19 protein-coding genes are annotated in these 19,268 nt (G+C 60.4%); 7 read left to right on the top strand and 12 right to left on the bottom strand.

Features of this window, described 5'->3' with window-relative positions; all coding sequences use genetic code 11:
* Nucleotides 1–39: 39 nt before the first annotated feature.
* Together AC1DIS_RS17690 and AC1DIS_RS17685 are read right to left on the bottom strand one after the other, a co-directional pair.
* Complete coding sequence (locus tag AC1DIS_RS17690; protein WP_086946252.1) at nt 40–555, bottom strand: HvfX family Cu-binding RiPP maturation protein; 516 nt, start codon at nt 553–555, stop codon at nt 40–42.
* A 102-nt stretch (nt 556–657) separates the two neighbouring features.
* Entirely contained in the window at nt 658–1,299 is a 642-nt protein-coding gene (locus AC1DIS_RS17685; RefSeq protein WP_086946210.1) for a ferric reductase-like transmembrane domain-containing protein, read from the bottom strand.
* A gap of 228 nt (nt 1,300–1,527) precedes the next feature.
* On the opposite strand from AC1DIS_RS17685, the gene glsB reads away from it, so the two are divergent.
* From glsB to AC1DIS_RS17665, 4 genes are all read left to right on the top strand, one after another.
* Nucleotides 1,528–2,436, top strand: coding sequence for a glutaminase B (gene glsB, locus AC1DIS_RS17680; protein ID WP_018929762.1), 909 nt, complete (start codon nt 1,528–1,530; stop codon nt 2,434–2,436).
* Nucleotides 2,437–2,525: 89 nt separating this feature from the next.
* Nucleotides 2,526–3,644, top strand: coding sequence for a DUF3616 domain-containing protein (locus tag AC1DIS_RS17675; protein ID WP_477742937.1), 1,119 nt, complete (start codon nt 2,526–2,528; stop codon nt 3,642–3,644).
* Nucleotides 3,645–3,727: 83 nt separating this feature from the next.
* Nucleotides 3,728–5,230 carry an aldehyde dehydrogenase family protein gene (locus AC1DIS_RS17670; protein ID WP_477742938.1) on the top strand — a complete coding sequence of 501 codons (1,503 nt, stop codon included), beginning with the start codon at nt 3,728–3,730 and terminating at the stop codon, nt 5,228–5,230.
* 147 nt (nt 5,231–5,377) lie between these two features.
* On the top strand, nt 5,378–5,728 hold the full coding sequence (locus tag AC1DIS_RS17665) for a BON domain-containing protein (protein WP_081625598.1): 351 nt from the start codon (nt 5,378–5,380) through the stop codon (nt 5,726–5,728).
* Between the two features lie 118 nt (nt 5,729–5,846).
* On the opposite strand, the gene AC1DIS_RS17660 is transcribed toward AC1DIS_RS17665, so the two are convergent.
* Both AC1DIS_RS17660 and cynS read right to left on the bottom strand, forming a co-directional pair.
* Complete coding sequence (locus AC1DIS_RS17660; RefSeq protein ID WP_018929758.1) at nt 5,847–6,506, bottom strand: carbonic anhydrase; 660 nt, start codon at nt 6,504–6,506, stop codon at nt 5,847–5,849.
* Between the two features lie 92 nt (nt 6,507–6,598).
* Nucleotides 6,599–7,066, bottom strand: a complete 468-nt coding sequence (gene cynS, locus AC1DIS_RS17655; protein WP_477780994.1) for a cyanase — start codon at nt 7,064–7,066, stop codon at nt 6,599–6,601.
* 118 nt (nt 7,067–7,184) lie between these two features.
* On the opposite strand from cynS, the gene cynR reads away from it, so the two are divergent.
* Nucleotides 7,185–8,069: a transcriptional regulator CynR gene (gene cynR, locus AC1DIS_RS17650; protein ID WP_477742939.1), complete on the top strand. Its 885-nt coding sequence runs from the start codon at nt 7,185–7,187 to the stop codon at nt 8,067–8,069.
* Nucleotide 8,070: 1 nt separating this feature from the next.
* Here cynR and AC1DIS_RS17645 read toward each other — a convergent pair whose 3' ends face one another.
* The 4 genes from AC1DIS_RS17645 to AC1DIS_RS17630 form a co-directional block, all read right to left on the bottom strand.
* On the bottom strand, nt 8,071–8,373 hold the full coding sequence (locus tag AC1DIS_RS17645) for a hypothetical protein (RefSeq protein ID WP_018929755.1): 303 nt from the start codon (nt 8,371–8,373) through the stop codon (nt 8,071–8,073).
* Between the two features lie 151 nt (nt 8,374–8,524).
* Entirely contained in the window at nt 8,525–8,854 is a 330-nt protein-coding gene (locus AC1DIS_RS17640) for a hypothetical protein (RefSeq protein ID WP_018929754.1), read from the bottom strand.
* 537 nt (nt 8,855–9,391) lie between these two features.
* Entirely contained in the window at nt 9,392–9,931 is a 540-nt protein-coding gene (locus tag AC1DIS_RS17635) for a GNAT family N-acetyltransferase (protein WP_477742940.1), read from the bottom strand.
* Between the two features lie 62 nt (nt 9,932–9,993).
* A complete protein-coding gene (locus tag AC1DIS_RS17630; RefSeq protein ID WP_064618348.1) occupies nt 9,994–11,943 on the bottom strand; it encodes a DNA topoisomerase III in 1,950 nt (649 codons plus the stop codon).
* Nucleotides 11,944–12,174: 231 nt separating this feature from the next.
* Between AC1DIS_RS17630 and AC1DIS_RS17625 the strand changes: the two genes are divergently transcribed.
* Nucleotides 12,175–12,537, top strand: a complete 363-nt coding sequence (locus AC1DIS_RS17625; RefSeq protein WP_018929751.1) for a DUF427 domain-containing protein — start codon at nt 12,175–12,177, stop codon at nt 12,535–12,537.
* A 66-nt stretch (nt 12,538–12,603) separates the two neighbouring features.
* On the opposite strand, the gene AC1DIS_RS17620 is transcribed toward AC1DIS_RS17625, so the two are convergent.
* Together AC1DIS_RS17620 and AC1DIS_RS17615 are read right to left on the bottom strand one after the other, a co-directional pair.
* On the bottom strand, nt 12,604–14,226 hold the full coding sequence (locus AC1DIS_RS17620) for an MFS transporter (RefSeq protein ID WP_096480041.1): 1,623 nt from the start codon (nt 14,224–14,226) through the stop codon (nt 12,604–12,606).
* A gap of 80 nt (nt 14,227–14,306) precedes the next feature.
* Complete coding sequence (locus tag AC1DIS_RS17615) at nt 14,307–15,956, bottom strand: GMC family oxidoreductase (RefSeq protein ID WP_064618346.1); 1,650 nt, start codon at nt 15,954–15,956, stop codon at nt 14,307–14,309.
* Between the two features lie 133 nt (nt 15,957–16,089).
* On the opposite strand from AC1DIS_RS17615, the gene AC1DIS_RS17610 reads away from it, so the two are divergent.
* Complete coding sequence (locus AC1DIS_RS17610; RefSeq protein WP_018929748.1) at nt 16,090–16,986, top strand: LysR family transcriptional regulator; 897 nt, start codon at nt 16,090–16,092, stop codon at nt 16,984–16,986.
* A gap of 235 nt (nt 16,987–17,221) precedes the next feature.
* On the opposite strand, the gene AC1DIS_RS17605 is transcribed toward AC1DIS_RS17610, so the two are convergent.
* Together AC1DIS_RS17605 and AC1DIS_RS17600 are read right to left on the bottom strand one after the other, a co-directional pair.
* Complete coding sequence (locus tag AC1DIS_RS17605) at nt 17,222–18,598, bottom strand: sensor histidine kinase (RefSeq protein WP_477742941.1); 1,377 nt, start codon at nt 18,596–18,598, stop codon at nt 17,222–17,224.
* Nucleotides 18,595–19,257 (bottom strand): response regulator, encoded by a 663-nt coding sequence (locus AC1DIS_RS17600; RefSeq protein WP_018929746.1) that lies wholly within the window; start codon nt 19,255–19,257, stop codon nt 18,595–18,597. Before AC1DIS_RS17600 ends, AC1DIS_RS17605 begins: the two co-directional genes overlap by 4 nt.
* Nucleotides 19,258–19,268: the final 11 nt, after the last annotated feature.

Raw genomic sequence — 19,268 nt, 5'->3', positions numbered from 1 at the left:
CTTTGCATAAGTTGGATGGGGTATCGAGACGCTGGCGCCTCAGCGGTGACTGCGCCGCCAGAAGAGTCGAGCCAACAACGCGTCCATGCTGAGTTTGCCGGCCCCCGAGAACAACAACGGCATGAGGGCTGCGAGGTAGATCAACGGCAGCTTGAAGTTGCCGTGGCCTTTGTTGCTGATGGCATAACCCTGGGCAAGTTCACTCAATGTAGACCAATCGGCCGGCCAGTGGACGGCAGCGGTCGCGACGACCGTGACCACCACCAGAATAATCGCCGAGAGCCGTGTCCCGAGGCCTGCCAGCAGGGTGAGGGCGCAGATCAGCTCGGCCCACATCGCCAGTTCCCAGTTCAGCGTGGCGGGAACGTGGTTGAAGGGAAACGGGAAGCGGTCCTGGATGTCGGCGAACCAGTTCTGGCCGTTCCATTTTTCCAGGCCAGACTCGAAAAACTCCCAGGCCAGAAACAGCCGCAGGGTGAGGGGCGCGATCCAGTTGCCGACGCGGTCGAGGTTCAGGTGCAGGCCTTTGACGGCTGATGAAAGGGAAGTGTTCATGGGTTTGATCTCCGTGAGTTTGATCGTTGGCAGGCAATCACCCGTAGCCGCTGTAGCAGCTGCCTCGCAGGCTCGACAGCTGCTACAGCGAGCGCAGAGCTGCTACGGGGTGTTGTTGGTCAGGGGATAGGCGCGGGGCAGGCTACGTTTGTACTTCTGCGCAATCGTGCCCAGCAGCCGAATGACAATCGCCGAAAACATCAGGCCGAACGGCAGGACGTACCAGGCGCTCAGGGGGATGCGTTTGAAGTTGGAAAAGGCGAACACCGCCGCGATCACCCACATGCCGCAGGTGTGCAGGGTTTTCCAGGCTTTGGGGCCGATCAGGCGCGCCGTGGTTTTGAATGAGGTCAATGCCATCAACAGAATGAACAGGTAACCGACCGAACCCGGAATATTGCCGACGGTGGTGCGACCGGGCCAGAACTCGGGGTTCAGTTGGCCGTAGCTGTAGATCAGAATGGCGTGGACCAGATGGGAAAACGCGAAGGCCAGGCCGATGAAGCGTCGTTCACGCACCAGCGAGTGGCTGAAAGGCGAGGGCACCAGCACCGCCAGGGCCGATGCAGTGAACGCGGCGAGAAACAGCGCAAACGAAGTGCGTGCGGTGGCGCGAATGGCGCTGCGGGTGGCTTCCACCAGATCGGGGTTGAGCAGCAGAATCAGGCCGGTCATCAACAGCACCAGCATGGCCAGCAGGCCAAACAGCGACCAGCCATGGTAACGGGGGACTTGGGTCATCATGACAACACTCCTGAGCAAGGGCCGACCCGGTTTGCCGGTGGTCAGCGGACGACAGAAGTGTTGCAATCAGCTGTATTGGCGATATGTCTGAAAGGCCCCCCGGTGCAAGTTGGTGTATCCCGGGTGGTGAAAGATACATTCCCATACAAAACTGTGATTCAGCGCCGCCCAGCGGCGTCTAGCGACAGTGTCCCCGCAATCCCATGGGGCGAGACTTCGGAACCCGGCATGCAAGCGCTGTTGAACGAGATCCTTGACGCAGTCCGACCGTTGATCGGTCAGGGCAAAGTGGCTGACTACATTCCCGCCCTCGGCGAGGTACCGGGCAATCAATTGGGCATTGCCGTGTATGGCAATGATGGCGAGTTGTTTTGCGCGGGGGACGCCGACACGCCGTTCTCGGTGCAGAGTATTTCCAAGGTGTTCAGCCTGGTGCAGGCCATCGAACACTCCGGCGAAGCGATTTGGGAACGCCTGGGCCACGAGCCATCCGGCCAGCCGTTCAACTCGCTGGTGCAACTGGAATTCGAGCGCGGGCGCCCGCGCAATCCCTTCATCAATGCCGGTGCGCTGGTGATCTGCGACATCAATCAATCGCGCTTTGCCGCGCCGGCATTGTCGATGCGCGATTTTGTCCGGCGCTTGTCCGGCAACCCGAACATCATGGTGGACGGCAAGGTCGCCGAATCCGAATACCAGCACCGCGCGCGTAACGCGGCCATGGCGTATCTGATGCAGTCGTTCGGCAACTTCCATAACGATGTCGAGGCGGTGCTGCGCAGCTACTTCAGCCATTGCGCGCTGCGCATGAGTTGCGTGGACCTCGCCCGGGCGTTCTGCTTCCTGGCCAACGACGGCTTCTGCAAACACAGCGGCGCACAGATCCTCAGCGCCCGCCAGACCCAACAAGTCAACTCGATCATGGCCACCAGCGGGCTGTACGACGAAGCGGGCAACTTTGCCTATCGCGTCGGTCTGCCGGGCAAGAGCGGCGTGGGCGGGGGCATCGTCGCGGTGGTGCCGGGGCAATTCACGGTGTGCGTCTGGTCACCGGAATTGAATGCCGCCGGTAACTCGCTCGCGGGCATGGCGGCGCTGGAGTTGTTGAGTCAGCGGATTGGCTGGTCGGTGTTCTGATGGCGCTCCTTGACTTGCACCGGGTGGTCGCTAACGTGAAGTAGATCTTTTGACTGCTCACCCGATCGGGTGGAGGCGCGGGTGATTCCATGATGAAGTTCGGTTCCGCGCTTCTCGTCTTCAATGAGACGGACGCTCATTTGCGCGACGGGTTGTCTGCCGTGGTGCAGATTGGCAATACCCTGTGGGTCGCCAATGATGAATCCTTGAGCCTTGAACGTTTCACCCAGCGCGAGCGCGCCAGCCCGGGCGAATTTCTGTTTGATCAGCAGAAGCGGTTCCCGTTGGCATCCCTGTTGACGCTGCCGGTCATGCCGGACGTTGGCAAAGAAGACGTTGAAGCCGACCTGGAAGGCATGAGTTACGACCGCGACACAGGGTATCTCTGGATCGTGGGCTCTCACAGCCTGAAACGGAAAAAGCCCGATAGCACCAAGTCCCTGAAGAAAAACGCCGAGCGTCTGTCCACTGTCAGCCGTGATGGCAATCGTTTTCTCCTGGCCCGGATTCCGCTGGTCGAAGAAAACGGGACGTTCACTTTGGTGAAGAGCACCACCAGCGATGATCGAGTCGCCGCTCAATTGGCCGGCAATCAACTGGGTAACGAATTGCTCGATGAACTCAAGGACGACGAACATGTTGGGGCATTCCTGCACATTCCCGGCAAGGACAACGGGTTCGATACCGAAGGCCTCGAGGTCAACGGCAAGCGTGTTTTTATCGGGTTGCGAGGGCCTGTGCTGCGGGGATGGGCAATCATTCTGGAGGTCGAACCCGAAGACCATCCCAAGCTTGCTCACACACTGAGGCTGAAGAAAATCGGGCCGGGTGGGCGAAAGTATCGAAAGCATTTTTTCCAGCTGAATGGACTCGGCGTCAGGGACTTATGCCTCGATGGTGACGATATGTTGATCCTGGCTGGACCGACGATGGACCTCGACGGGCCCGTCACTGTATTTCGATGGCGCGACGGCGCCAGGCCAGCAGATGAAGGTTTCGTTTTCAGCGAACAATTGACGTCGGTCCTGGAGGTTCCTTACGGGCAAGGAGAAGATAAAGGCTGCGATCATGCCGAAGGGATGACCTTTATAGGCACCGATGGTGTAGAAGAGCCCTTGTTGCTGGTGGTTTATGACGTGAATTCGGACAAGCGTAAACAAGGTAGCAATGGACTGGAGCAGGACGTATTTCGACTTGCGAAAAAGTAACCACCACCGCGTCCCGGTGAATGACGCTCCACGGATTTTCCTATACATTTTCCGACCGCCCCCCTGCATGGTGAAACCGCTTCATGTCTCTTGCGCTCGAACGTCTAGTCGCTGGCACGCCGATCCCATTTGCCGGTAATCGTGTCACGGTCGTCAGCCCCGAACTGGCGGCGCGCTTTCAGCCCGGCGACCATCTGCTGGTGGAGCAGGTCAGCGGCGAGTTGTTGCTGATCCCGGTGGCGGATCAGCAGGCGGCGACGGTCGCCATCGAGCGCGCCGAGGCGGCGTTTGCCGCAATGTCCAGCGTTTCGGATCACGCCATCAGCGAGTTCTTCGATCGCTTCGCGCAACGCCTGGAAACCCCGGAATGCTGGGCCTTGATTGCAGCCGCCAACCTGGCCGACATCGAGCGGGCCAAGGCACGCGGGCGTTCCACCACGCGATTGCTGGCTGATGAGCGCATGCGCCGCGACATGATTGCCGGCCTGCGGGCCTGGCGCGATGCGCCGGCCACCCGCGGTCAAGTCGTGAGCTGCGTCGAGCACGACGGCTGGAAAGTCGAGCAGGTGGTTTCGCCGCTGGGCATCGTCGCTTTTGTGTTCGAAGGCCGGCCCAATGTCTTTGCCGACGCCGCCGGTGTATTGCGCACTGGCAACACCGCGGTGCTGCGTATTGGTAGCGACGCGTTGGGCACCGCTCAGGCCATCGTCACCCATGCATTGAATCCGGCACTGGCCGATGCCGGGTTGCCGAGCGGTGCGGTGTCGCTGGTCGAAAGTGTCAATCACGCCGCCGGCTGGGCAATGTTCGCCGACCGGCGCCTGTCGCTGGCCGTGGCCCGTGGTTCGGGGCATGCGGTCAGCCAGTTGGGCAGCATCGCGCAACAGGCCGGCACCGCCGTCAGCCTGCATGGCACCGGTGGCGCCTGGCTGATCGCGAATAAAGATGCCGATGCCCAGCGCTTCGCCGCCGTGGTGCGCAATTCGCTGGACCGCAAAGTCTGCAACACCTTGAACGTTTGCCTGATCCATCGCGACCGAGCAGCCGAACTGGTGCCGCTGTTTCTCGATGCACTGCAACAGGCCGGCACCGCGCGAGGCCAAGGCTGCAAACTGCACATCGTCGAGGGCAGCGAGCAGCATTTGCCGAGCGATTGGCGCACCGCGAGCGTCGAGGTGTACCGCGCCGAAGGCTATCAGACCGAAGCACAGGCCGAACCGCTGCCCGAGGACCAATTGGGCCGCGAGTGGGAATGGGAAGAAACCCCGGAAGTCAGCCTGAAGATCGTCGACGATCTGGATCAGGCCATTGCCTTGTTCAACCGCTACAGCCCGCAATTCACCGTGTCTCTGATCAGTGAAGATACCCAGGCGCAGGCGCGGTTCTACAACGCGGTCAACGCGCCTTTTGTCGGCAACGGGATCACCCGCTGGGTCGACGGACAGTACGCGCTGAACAAGCCGGAACTGGGGCTTTCGAACTGGGAGAGCGGTCGCCTGTTTGCGCGCAGCGCGATTCTCTCGGGTGATGGCGTGTTCACGATCCGCAGCCGCATGACCCAGACGAGCCTGTCGGTCAAACGCTGAGAGCGGTAAGTAAAGCTGCTCCCAGAGGATTTTCATCGCTCATCAGGAGCCGCCGGCCGCAGGCAACGGCACGCACTATACTTATTGTGTGTCCGTGCCCGCGCGGGGACGGACAGCGCATCTGATTACGTGTGAGAGGATTGCGCCATGAAACTTCATGACTTCCAACATTACTCCCATGGTCTGGAAACGGTCGTTCACGACACGTGGATTACCACCCGGGTAAAGTCGGCCCTGGCCTTGGCCGATACCACTCTTGGCCTGAATGTCCATGTCAAAACCCATGCGGGTGCGGTGGCATTGAGCGGTCGCGTCAATACCCATAGACAGTGTGAGCACGCTGTTGCTCTGGCCCGTTCGGTTCCTGGTGTCGTCAACATCGATGCCAGCGAATTGCTCACTCATGTGTTCACCCCAGGCAGTTTTCCAGAAGCGCCCAACGCTGAAGACACACCTGAACGTCGGCCACAATCGTCAGCCAAGACGGACGACAAATAACCAGGGCGACCGTGTGAGTGTCACATTCCCGGCCGGGAAACGAGGACGGGCGCAGTAGCGCGCGTGTCCACTTTGTAACGCTGCGCCAAGCCTGGTGCAGCTTGTGCGGTCGACACCTTCAGGCGGCTTCGACCGTTTTGCCGTGCACGGCGCAAGTGCCGGGGTGTTCGGCCAGCGACACGAAGCTGTGACTGCCGGCATCCAGGGCATCGACCGAGCCGGTTTCGATGTCATAGACCCAGCCATGCAGGTTCAACAGGCCTTTTTCCAGGGCCAGGCGCACGCTCGGGTGGGTCTGGATATTCGCCAGTTGGGCGATGACGTTTTCCCGCACCATCGAACTGACCTTGGCCGCGTCGCTGGCATGAGGGCGGGCTTCGTTGATCACCTTGGCCGACTCGGCGTGCTGCAACCAGCCGCTGACGGCGGGCAGGTGATCCATGCATTTGCACTGGGCAATGGCGGTCATGGCGCCACAGTCCGAATGCCCGCAGATCACGATGTCTGTCACGCCCAATACCGCGACCGCATATTCCACCGTGGCCGACACGCCGCCCGGATGCGGGCTGTAAGAGGGCACGATATTGCCGGCGTTGCGCACCACGAACAGTTCGCCGGGCTCTTGCTGGGTCAGCAGTTCCGGTACCACGCGGCTGTCGGAACAGGTGATGAACAAGGTGCCGGGATGCTGGGTGGTGGCCAGGTGTTTAAACAGGTCGGTACGTTGCGGAAACGCTTCTTTCTGAAACTTCAATAAACCTTCGATGAGCGCTTTCATGGCGGACTTCCTTGCAATGAATGAGGGGGCGTAGCAGCCTCGCAGGCTCGGCAGCTGCTACGGGGTATCGCTTGCTAAAGGTGGCCAGTTACTTAGAACGGGCGCAGCGGCAGGAACTTGCCGTCCAGGGTAATCACGGCACRGGAGCCGCCTTCCGGGTCTTCGACCTTTTTCAGGTCCAGCTTGAAGTTGATCGCGCTGATGATGCCGTCGCCGAACTGCTCGTGAACCAGGGCTTTGAGCGTGGTGCCGTAGATCTGGATCATTTCGTAGAAACGGTAGATGGTCGGGTCGGTCGGAACACCCGACAGGCTGCCGCGCAGCGGGATGATTTGCAGGCGGGCCACGGAGTCGGCGTCCAGCTCGAGTTTTTCGCCGATTACTCTGGCGGCGGCTTCCGGCAGTGGATGCTGACCGAGCAGGGCGGCGGTGACGTAGGCCAGACCCAGGCCGGTGCCGTCAGTCAGATCCTGCCAGGACAAATTCTTGCGCGCCTTGGCATCGAGGATCGAAGTGGTCAGGGCCAGACTGGTGTCCTGGTAAGCGTGGGACTGTTGCATGGTGTGACTCCTATCGGTTGTGGCTGGAAAGTGGAGCCATCTTCGGTTGATTGATCCATAGCGTCCAAGATCGATATACAATGCTTTGCATAAGTCCTGCCTATAGATGATGAGCCCCATGCTGCTCCGACATTTGCGCTACCTGCTGGCGGTCGCCGACCACGGCGGCTTCACCCGCGCCGCGGAGGCATTGCACGTCTCCCAACCGACACTGTCCCAGCAGATCCGGCAACTGGAGGAAACCCTGGGTGTCAGCCTGTTCGACCGCACCTCGCGCACGGTCAGAGCGACCGACGCGGGGCAGGCCTATATCGAATGCGCCCGGCGGGTGCTGGTGGAACTGGAAGCGGGCAAACGCGCGCTGCATGATGTGAAGGACTTGTCTCGCGGCACCTTGCGACTGGCCATGACGCCGACGTTCATGGCGTATCTGGTGGGGCCGCTGGTGCGCGATTACGCGGCGAAGTTTCCGAACATCCATCTGCAGATTTTCGAGTTGTCGATGGATGACATCGAGGCGGGGTTGCTTGATGACTCGCTGGACATTGCCATTGCCTTCACCCCGGTGAGGAGCCCGGATATCGAGTGCGTGCCGGCGTTTGTCGAGACTCTGGGTGTGGTGGTCGGGCACCGTCATCCGTTGTACGAACGGCAGATCCCGCTATCGCCCAAGGAAATGGCGCAATTGGATTTCGCGTTGCTGACGCCGGACTTCATCACCCGATCCTCAGTCGACGAGTATTTTCGGCAGCAGAACATCACGCCCAAGGTGGCGATCGAGGTGAATTCGGTGAGTACGTTGCTGGAGGTCATTCGCCACACGCCGATGGCCACCATCCTCCCGGAGCCCATCGCCACGGCGGAACGGGCATTGCGCCGAATTGAATTACAGGGCGAGGCACCCCGGCGCGACGCGGCATTGCTGCGCAGGAAGAACAACTATCACAGTGCCGCGTCTGTGGCGTTCGCGAACCTGGTGATGGCCGGCAGCACCAGCGTGTGAATCAATCATCCACCGACTGGCAGATGCCATTGCCGCCTTTCTTGCTGGTATAGGTCACGGCTACCGTGTCGTCATCCGCGATGCTGATCGAGATCGTCACATCCGGCCCCTTGGCCTCGAAAAGGCGATCATTGATCATTTTGGTCTGGGCTTCTTTGCTGTTGATCATCACCGGACCATCCTGGTCGGCGTGGACCATGATTTTCCCGGGACAGTCCACATCGAAGGCGGGAATGCCGGGGAGACTATTCGCATGGGCTGCACTCGCCAATGCCAGTAGCATGAATGTCAGGGTTGTTTTCATCGCAGACCTCCAGCGGATAAACCGATGTCCAGCGCACTGTTAACCATAGCCTTGTTCTTTTGACCCGGTACGAAGTTAGAGGTGCAAAAACAAGAAACAAAAAAAGGCCCCGCTCGATAAACGAGCGGGGCCTTCTTGTGTTTGGGAGAGATCAGTACAACCGATCAATCACCCGAACTTCATTCTGGTTCTGCAGCGAGGCCCACGCCTGTGTCAGCGTTTGCAGCACATTACCGATGAAGTCCTTGTCGGCCGCGGCTTTCTTGCCGACATAGCCCTGGCCGCGACGGTACATCTTCATGCGGGCCAGCAGGTTCTGGTTGTTCTTGTCGAACTCTTCTTCGTGGGCATGGGGCGACAGGCAGTCGATATGGACCTGGCCCGATTTGCTGATCCACAGAATATGGCTGTCATGGCTGTCTTTTTGCGCAGCGAACAAACGAGCCAGTTCATCGATAGTAGGTTGATTGTTCAGATTCATTGTAAGCCCCTTGACCATTTGGTGATCTTTCAAAGTTGATTCGCTAATACAGGTAGCCCATCGGTTAGTTGATCCCTGGCACCGAAACCAGGACGTCAGCGGTCGACCGTCAATACGACGGGGTCGCGCATCTGTTGCATGTAGTCGTGTTGAATAACTGCTACGCAATAGCGTCACAACGAAGAGAAGCAGCGAAAACCTGGAGGCCACTGCCGACGTTTTCAGGGTCGGCCACAAGCTTCATGAGGATTGATCGCTAGCGTTTCTCGCCCTTGTACTGGACGTTCAGGCCAGGTCAGCTTCTTCAATCTGCCTTGTGGGCAGCGTGTATCCGGGAAAAACAGCTCGGCGGTCAGACGAACTTGCTCAAACGTGTTGCCTGTACTCCCGATCGGGGAGACGTCTGCATCATGCAAGGGCAAATCGGAGGCGTCAACGGTTTTGTAGTGATTATTTTTGTTCACTACATATTGTCGGACAAAGTGGTTTTGGAATTAGAAAGTCAGCGTGGCCRCCGTTTGGAATCTTCGGCAGCGCTTACCCCGGCCCCGTAGGCGTTGCCGAGGGCTGCGATCTTTCAAAGCGGTAAACGGTGCATGGATAACCGTCGATCGGCAGCTGATGCACGGTGAACACTCCGGCCGTGAGATCGGGCATCACCCTGGCCCAGAACAGCCGCGCAGGCTGGTTGGCATCGATGTGGAAAATCTGCCATTGACCGGGGAAGCGGCTCAAGAGGGCAGAGACGACAAACTTCGCGACACCTTGGCCACGAAAGCGTCGACTGACAAAAAAGTAGCCGATGTTGTACTCGGCGCCGACGATATGGGTTTGGTTATCCACGGTCACGAACCCTGCCAGCTCGCCGTCGACCTTGATCAGAAACGGCCGGGTTGCCGGGTTGCGCCAGTAGTCCAGTCTGGGCTGGATGTTGAAGTAACCATGTTCCCCGAGCTTCAGCGGCAGCCATTCGCTGAAATCGTACATGTAGAACTGCATCAGGTTTTCGATGGTTTCCAGTTCGTCGCGCTGGGCGGCGTGCAGTTCTATCGAGGGCTGGCTCCTGATTGTCGCCATGGTCGTACCTTCGGTGTCTTAACTGACATTGAAGAACACTAGACCATTTCGATTCGCTGCCCTCAAACCTTGCCCGCCGGTTTCGCCGCGCGCTTGGTTCCAGTCGAAGGCTTGCGTTTGGCGGGTTTGCGTTTGTTTTTCCACGGTGTGGCGCCACGCCCGGCCGGGCTTGCCGGCCCGCTGATGGTCAGGTTCAGGCCGGCGCAACGTGCCACTTGCTTGCTCATCCACGCGGCCTGTTTGGTGACGAATTCTTCCAGGCTCATTTCACCGCTCTGCACCATGTCCAGCGCCTGTTCCCAGATCGCCGTGGTGCCGGGGTCGGCAATCGCGCGCGGCACCGCATCGATCAGGCTGAAAGCCGCCGGCGTCGCGGCCAGGGCCTTGCCGTTCTTGATCAGATAACCACGATCCAACAGGCCCTGGATGATCGAGGCGCGTGTGGCTTCGGTGCCGATGCCGGTGGTGTCCTTGAGCTTTTGCTTGAGCAGCGGATCTTCCACCAGTTTGGCAACGTTCTTCATTGCCTTGATCAGATCGCCTTCGGTGAATGGCTTGGGCGGCTGGGTCCAGAGGTCCTTGAGCTTCACGTCGGCCACCGCGCAGTCACGCCCTTCGGCCAGTGTCGGCAGTGTTTGCGGTGCCGGTGCTTCGCGGCCCTTGGCGGGCGCGAGGGCTTCGGGCAGGGCGCGTTTCCAGCCGGGCTCGGCAATCTGCTTGCCCACGGCGCGCAAGGCTTCACCGGCGCAGTCGAAGTCGGCCTGGGTGCGGTCGTACTCATGATTGGGCAGGAACTGCGCCAGATAACGCGCACGAATCAGGGTGTAGACCGCCCGTTGCTTGCCCACCAGTCGATCGAGATTCTTCGCCGCGGCGGTCGGAATGATGCCGTGGTGCGCGCTGACCTTGGCATCGTTCCAGGCCCGCGATCGGCGTTGCGGCTCCAGATAATCGTGCAAGGCGTTCAGGGCCGGATCGGCTTGCCGGAGCGCCGCCAGAATACCCGGCGCTTCGCTGTGCTGACTCAGGGGCAGGTAGCCGCAGTCGCTGCGCGGGTAGGTGATGACTTTATGGGTTTCATACAGGGCCTGGGCGATATCGAGGGTTTCCTGGGCGCCGAGCCCGAGTTTTTTCGAGCAGACTTCCTGCAAAGTACCCAGGTCGAACGGCAGCGGCGCGACTTCGCGCATGCGCTCGGTACGTAGCTTGATCACCCGAGCGCTCGCCGCATTGCCAATGGCTGCAGCCGCCTGCTGGGCCAGCGCCTGGTTCAGGCAGCGATCCTGATCGTCACAAGCATCGGACGCCGCGCGCCACTGGGCAGTGAACGCAGTGCCATCGTGCAGCAGTTGCACGTCGATGGCCCAGTAGGCCACCGGGACGAAATCGGCAATGCTGCGGTCGCGATCCACCACCAGGCGCAAAGTCGGCGTCTGCACCCGACCGACCGGCAACACGCCCTGATAGCCGGACTGACGCCCCAGCAGGGTGAACAGCCGACTCATGTTCATCCCGATCAACCAGTCGGCCCGGGAGCGCCCCAACGCCGAATGATAGAGGCTGAACGTCTCGGCCCCCGGCTTGAGCGCCGCCAGCGCCTTGCGGATCGATGCATCGTCCAGCGCCGACAACCACAGCCGCTGGATCGGCCCGCGATAACGGCAATGTTCCACCAGTTCCCGGGCGATCATCTCGCCCTCACGGTCGGCGTCGGTGGCAATCACCAGTTCACTGGCCTCGCCGAGCAGGCGTTTGACTGCCTTGTACTGGCTGGCCGTGCGCGGCTTGACGGTCATTTTCCATTTTTCGGGAATGATCGGCAGATCCGCCAGCACCCAACGTTTGTAACGCGCGTCGTAGGCATCCGGCGGCGCGGTTTCCAGCAGGTGGCCGATGCACCAGGTCACCGTGACGTCCGTTCCCAGCCAGCAGCCGTCGCCTCGACGCCTGGCGCCGAGCACGGCCGCGATATCTTTGGCCTGGGAAGGTTTTTCACAGAGGTACAGCCGCATAACCACCATCATCGATCAGTGTTCGAGAGGTGCACAGAATGGCGGTTGATGAGCGATGGAGCAATCTTTATCTGTATGGATGTACAGCTTGAGCTGTTGCGTTTGATGACAGCGGTCAATCCAGCGACTGAAGCACGCTCCGTTCGGCTGCGAAGTACTCGCGATACCAGAACATGGGGTATACCTGTTGGGGCGCGGAAACCGCACAACAGCAACAGAGGAACCTACTTCATGAAAGTCCCAGGTGCCGGTAGTCCCATCTCCATCGTCCCCCAACCCGGCTGCGTGGTGGTGAAGTTCCATGGCATTCAAGTGGCGTCGTCCACTCGGGCGCTGGTCATGCATGAGACCAATTATCCTCCGGTGTACTACATCCCGCGGGAGGACATCGCCGAACAGTATTTCGCCCGCACCGACCACACCAGCTATTGCCCGTACAAGGGCGATGCCAGCTATTACAGCCTGCAGATCCCCGGGCATGAAGGTGCCAATGCGGTATGGAGTTATGAGCACCCCAAGGTGTCGGTTGCGCAGATTGGCGGGTATGTGGCGTTCTATCCTGACGAAGTGACGTTTGAGGTGCTCAAGACCTGATGTGCAGAAAACATTTTGTGGCGAGGGGGCTTGCACCCTCGCCACAAACTAACCTCCCGTTAGCGCTCAGTTTTTATCGAGGTCCACGTTTTTCGTCTCGCGCAAACACATCATCCCCACCACCAGGCTCACCCCGGTAATCACCACCGGGTACCACAACCCGTAAAAGATGTCCCCGGTGTACACCACCAGGGCAAACGACACCGTCGGCAGGAAACCACCAAACCAGCCGTTGCCGATGTGATAGGGCAGGGACATCGAGGTGTAGCGAATGCGGGTCGGGAACAGTTCGACCATCAGCGCCGCCAGCGGGCCGTAGCACATGGCGGAGATGATGATCAGCGCGACGATCAACACCACGATCATCGGTTTATTGATCAGCTGGATGTCGGCTTTTGACGGATACCCGGCCAGGGTCACTGCGCCACGCAGGGCCGCTTCGTCAAAGCCGTCGAGCTTCACGTCACCGACGCTCACCTGCACGCCGCTGCCGGTCGGGGCCGCTTCGCTGTTGTAGGGCAGGCCTTGTTTGACCAGGAAGGTTTTGACCTTGTCGCACGGGCTATCAAATTTCGCCTTGCCCACCGGGTCGAACTGGAAGGTGCAGGTGGCCGGGTCGGCCAGCACGGTGATAGGTGCCTGACGGCTGGCCTGGTCGATGGCCGGGTTGGCGTAGTGGGCGATGGACTTGAAGATCGGAAAGTACAGTGCAGTCGCCAGCAGCAGGCCGATCATCAGCACCGGTTTGCGCCCGACTTTATCCGACAGCCAGCCGAAGAAAATGAAGAACGGTGCGCCAATGATCACGCTGACAATCAGGAGGCTGTTGGCCAGGGCCGGGTCCATTTTCAGGAACTGCGTGAGGAAGAACAGCACGTAGAACTGCGCGGCATAGAAGGTCACCGCTTGCCCGGCGTTGATGCTGAACAGGGCGATCAGCACCACTTTAAGGTTTTCCCATTTGCCGAAGGAGTCGCGCAGCGGCGACTTGCAGAGTTTGCCTTCCTCTTTCATTTTCACGAACGCAGGCGACTCGTGCAGGCTCAGGCGAATCCAGGTGGAAATGCCCAGCAGCACGATCGAAAACAGAAACGGAATACGCCAGCCCCAGACTTCGAACTGGTCGCCGGTGAAGTAACGGCAGCCGAGCACCACCAGCAGCGACAGCAGCAAGCCGAGGGTGGCGGTGGATTGAATCCAGCTGGTGTGGAAGCCGCGCTTGCCGATCGGTGCGTGTTCGGCGACGTAAGTGGCAGCGCCGCCGTACTCACCACCCAGCGCCAGGCCCTGGAGCATGCGCAGCACCACGAGGATGATCGGCGCAGCGATGCCGATACTCGCGTAGGTCGGCAGCAAACCGACGCAAAAGGTTGCCAGGCCCATGAGGACGATGGTCGCGAGGAACGTGTATTTACGCCCGATCATGTCCCCCAACCGTCCGAACACCAACGCACCGAATGGGCGCACGATGAAGCCGGCGGCGAAGGCCATCAGCGCGAAAATGAACGCCGTGGTGTCGTTGACCCCGGCGAAGAACTGTTTGCTGATGACCGCCGCGAGGGCGCCGTAGAGGAAAAAGTCGTACCACTCGAACACCGTCCCCAGGGACGAGGCGAAGATGACTTTCTGGGTTTCCTGACTGGTGCCCGCGCTGCGGACGGCTTCCAGGGGCTGAACATGTTCTGACATATCGGTATCCCTCACAGTGATTGTTTTTGTTGTTCCACTGTCGACGCCAGCCTTGTGGGCGGGTGCCGCTATTCCTTTGCTCAAGAGACTGCGGTCAGTGCTTTTTCGTCAGGGGCAAAACTCCTTGCGGTTGTTTCGAGGATCAGTTGCGCGGCTTTCTCGGCGATCATCAATGTCGGCGAGCAGGTGTTGCCCGAGGTGATGCGCGGCATGATCGAGGCGTCGGCGATGCGCAGGCCGGGGATTCCATGCACGCGCAGCTCAGCGTCGACTACTGCGTCCGCGTCGTTGCCCATCCGGCAGGTGCCCACCGGGTGGAAAATGGTGGTGCCGATGCGGGCGGCGGCTTCGTGCAATTGCTCTTCGCTCTGCAAACTGTCGCCGGGCAGGTATTCCACCGGTTTGAACGCTTGCAGGGCGGGGGCGCGAACGATGCGGCGGGTCAGGCGGATGGCGTCGGCTGCCACGCGCAAGTCTTCGGGATGGCTCAGGTAATTGGGCTGAATCAGCGGCGCTTCTCGCGGGTCGGCGGAACGAATGTCTATGCGCCCACGGCTTTGCGGGCGCAGATCGCAGACCGACGCGGTGAAGGCGGGGAAGGCGTGCAGCGGTTCGCCAAAACGCTCCAGCGACAGGGGTTGCACGTGGTATTCGAGGTTCGCCGAGGTCTGTTCCGGCCCCGAACGGGCGAAGGCGCCGAGTTGGCTTGGGGCCATGGACAATGGGCCGCTGCGGTCATACAGATAACGCAGGCCCATGCCCATCTTGCCCCACAACGTGCCGGCGATCTGGTTCAGGGTGCGGGCGTTTTCCAGTTTGTAGATCAGCCGCAGTTGCAGGTGGTCCTGCAGGTTGCCGCCCACGCCGGGCAGTTCATGGGCAACGCCGATGCCGAGTTGTTGCAACAGCGGGCGAGGGCCGATGCCGGAACGCTGGAGGATGCCCGGTGAACCGACGGAGCCGGCACACAGGATGATTTCCTTGCGCGCCTTGAAGGTTTTCGCCTTATCTTGCCAACGGGCGCTGATCGCCGAGGCACGGCCGTTTTCCAGCAGCACGCGGTCGACTTCAACATCAGTCAGCACCGTGAGGTTGGTGCGGTGACGGACCGGTTTGAGAAACGCCTTGGCCGCGTTCCAGCGCACCCCGGCTTTCTGGTTGACCTGGAAATAGCCGCAGCCTTCGTTGTCGCCCTGGTTGAAGTCATCGATGCTGGCAATGCCGCTTTGTTCGGCAGCAGTGCGGAAGGCATCGAGAATCGGCCACGACAGACGTTGCCGCTCGATCCGCCATTCGCCGGCGGCGCCGTGAAACTCCGAATCGCCGGCAAAATGGTTTTCGCTCTGTTTGAACAGCGGCAGCACGTCTTGCCAGCCCCACCCAGGATTACCCTCGGCCGCCCAGCCATCGTAGTCGCCAGCCTGGCCGCGCATGTAGATCATGCCGTTGATCGAGGAACAGCCGCCGAGTACCTTGCCGCGCGGGTAGCTCAGGGCGCGGCCTTGCAGGCCCGGTTGCGACTCGGTCTTGAAACACCAGTCGGTGCGCGGGTTGCCGATGCAGAACAGGTAACCCACGGGGATGTGAATCCACGGATAGTTGTCGCGGCCGCCGGCTTCGAGCAGCAACACGCGGTGTTGCGGGTTGGCTGACAGTCGATTGGCCAGCAAACACCCGGCCGGCCCGGCGCCGACCACGATGTAATCGTATTCATCAAGGGAAGTCTGCATCCCTGACCTCGTATTGTTGTTCTTGTTGTCAGTCATCCTAGTTGTTAGCTTTCGTTAAAAGAATGTTAGTTTTTGCGCAGCTGCTGTGCGTTTTTAAACAGCGTTGTTAACGGCATAACGTCAAGGATGGTTCATGTTCGACTGGAATGACCTGCGGTTTTTTCTTGAATTGCAGCGCAGCGGCCGCTTGCTGACCGCCGCCCGCCGCTTGAACACCACCCACGCCACCGTGGCCCGGCACATCGAGGCCATCGAAAAAAGCCTCGGCACCGCGCTGTTCGTCCAGCATGCCCAAGGCTACGAATTGACCCCGGCTGGCGAAGCGCTGCTCAAGCACGCCGAGGCCATGGAAAACGTCGCGCTACTGGCCCAGGAAGAAATCACCCAATCCACCGCGCCGCTGGGCAAGATCCGCGTCGGGGTAACGGAGGGGCTGGGCATCATGTTCCTCGCCAGCCGCATGAACGGCTTGTTCGAACGCTATCCGGGGCTGGAAGTGGAACTGGTGGCGGTGCCGCGCTTCGTCAGCATCCTCAACCGTGAAGCGGAGATCAGCATTCACCTGGAACGCCCGGCCGCCGACATGCTGGTCACCCGCAAACTCACCGACTATCGACTGGCGCTCTACGCCAGCCAAGCCTATCTGGACCGCTCGCCACCACTGCGCAGCCGCGAAGACCTCGGCCGCCATGCGTGGATCGGCTACGTCGACGACTTGTTATTCAGCCAGGAACTGATGTTCCTCAACAGCTTCTGCCGCAACCCCCAGGTGGTGTTTCACAGCACCAGCGTCATCGCCCAACAACAGGCCGCACGCTCGGGTCTGGGGATCGCCGTGCTGCCGTGCTACATGGCCAGCGCTGATCCTGAACTGGTGCCGTTGCTGCCGGACGAAAGCATCCAGCGCAGTTATTGGATCAGTACGCGGCGCGAGCTGCACAAGTCGGTGCGGCTGCGGGTGTTGTGGGATTACGTGGTGGAGTTGTGTGAGCGTGAGCAGGCTCTGCTGCGAGGCTCCATTCCTTTGTAGGAGCGAGCGGTGCTGCGATCCGACTTGCCTGCGAAGGCGTCAGGTCTGGCACACCGCGTTATCGTTCTTCGCGGGCTAGCCTCGCTCGGGTAATGGAATCTTGAGTCAGTGAGAAACCTGTGGCGAGGGAGCTTGCTCCCGCTTGAGTGCGTAGCACTCATAAAAATCGGCGATTGTTCAGATTTTGGGGCCGCTACGTAGCCCAGCGGGAGCAAGCTCCCTCGCCACAGAGTGTTCAATGGTGCTGGTCAACAGGAATGGACAGCGTCGCCCGCAACCCACCTTCTGGCGGATTGACCAGGGTAATCCGCCCACCCAGCCGTGTCGCGATGGTGTTGACGATGGCCAGGCCCAAGCCTGCGCCGCCGGTGTTTCCACGGCTGTAAAAGCGTTCGAACAATCGTGCGCGATCCGCTTCGTCGATGCCCGGTCCCTGGTCCTGGACGCTCAAATTGTAGAACCCGTCGTCCTGGCTCAATTGCACGGTGATGACGCCATGCTCCGGCGAAAAATTCGCCGCGTTGGTGACCAGGTTGTTCAGGGCGATGTCGATGGTGCCGGCGTCGGCGAGGACTTTGAAAGGCCGATCCTCGGCGTCGAAAGCCAGTTCCAGGTTCCTGCTCAGTAACCAGGGTGTGAGCTGGGCCAGGCTGGCGCGCACGATTTCACTCAGGTCGATGCTGTGCAGCACCGGCGTCACAGCCTTGGGTTCGAGACGGGCCATGGTCAGCAATTGATTGACCAGACGGCTGGCGCGGTCGACCCCGGCAATCAGAAACGCCAGGGACTCACGACGCTCCTGTTCCGTGCCGGCTTCCAGCAGGTTTTGCGCATGCACCCGCAACACGGCCAGTGGCGTACGTAATTCGTGGGCGGCGTCGGCGATGAAGCGCCGCTCACGGCCAAGCACCTCTTGAATTTGCGCGAGCATCCGATTGAGCGCCGCTTGCATCGGTTCCAGTTCGCTGGGCAACGGGGTCAGTTGCAACGGCTCCAGAGAACCGCTGTGCCGTGCCCGCAACGTTGCCGCCATATCGGCCAGGGGTTTGAGCCCCCAGCCAATGGCCAGCCAGACCATGGCCGCCAGCATCAGGCTGCCCAGCACATTGGGCCACAGGGTGTGACGCACGATCCGGTCGACCAGGTCTGCACGCACGTCGTCCCGTTCACCGACCCAGATGCGCAGGTCATTCTCTTTGTCTTCGAGCACGAACACCCGCCAATGACGGCTGCTCAAATCCACCACATCGCTGAAACCATGTGTCGTCGGCGGCACGGTGAAGGAGGGGGCGCTGGCGGTGTGCACCAGCACTTCGCCTTTGCTATTCCACACCTGAAAGGCAATTTTGCCTTCATAGGGGTGACCATCGACGCCCGGCACCGCTTCACTCAAGGCCTTGTTGAACGCTTGATACAGTTCGGCGTGTTCATGGCTGGCCAGCGGCATGCGCATCACACCCTGCAGCAGCCGGGCATTCTGCGCCAGTTGGGCGTCGTAGACTTCGGCGATTTCGTGATTGCTGTCGTGCAGGTTGAACACGCTGAGGATTGCCAACCCCGTCAGCATCAGGCCGATGATCAGCGTCAGGGTGCGACGCCGGATCGAAGTCATCGACGCTCCTCCACCAGATAACCCACCCCACGAATGGTGCGGATCAGGTCGGTGGAGAACTTCTTGCGCAAGTGATGGATGTGCACTTCCAGGGTGTTGCTTTCGGCTTCTTCGTTCCAGCCGTAAAGCAGTTGCATCAGGTGATCGCGGGTCATGACCCGGCCCGGAGGCGAGAGCAATTCATGGAGCAGTTGATATTCCTTGGGCGTCAGCGCCACCGGTTCGCCCTGATAGCTGACTTGCTGGGTGCCGGGGTTCAGGCAGATGCCAGCGTGTTCGATCAGCACTTGCGCGCGACCGGCACTGCGGCGCAACAAAGCTCGCAGGCGAGCCTTGAGTTCGGCCAGATCGAAGGGTTTAACCAGGTAATCGTCGGCGCCGGCATCCAGCCCGGCGATGCGGTCTTCAGTGGCATCCCGAGAGGTGAGGATCAGCACCGGCAGGTTCGAACCGCTGTCACGCAAGCGGCGTAGCACTTCCAGACCGTCCATGCGCGGCAGGCCGAGGTCGAGCACGGCCACATCGAAGGTTTCGCTGAGCAGTGAATGCAAGGCGTTGCTGCCGTCCTGCAGCCAGTCGACGGTGTAACCCTCACGGCCCAGGGCCTGATGAATGCCCTCGCCAAGGGCTACGTCATCCTCGATCAGTAATAAGCGCACACGGGACTCCT

It is taken from the genome of Pseudomonas sp. 05N433 (assembly GCF_056396925.1).
The sequence above is the reverse complement of the archived record's forward strand: the minus strand, read 5'-3'. Positions and strand labels throughout refer to the sequence as shown.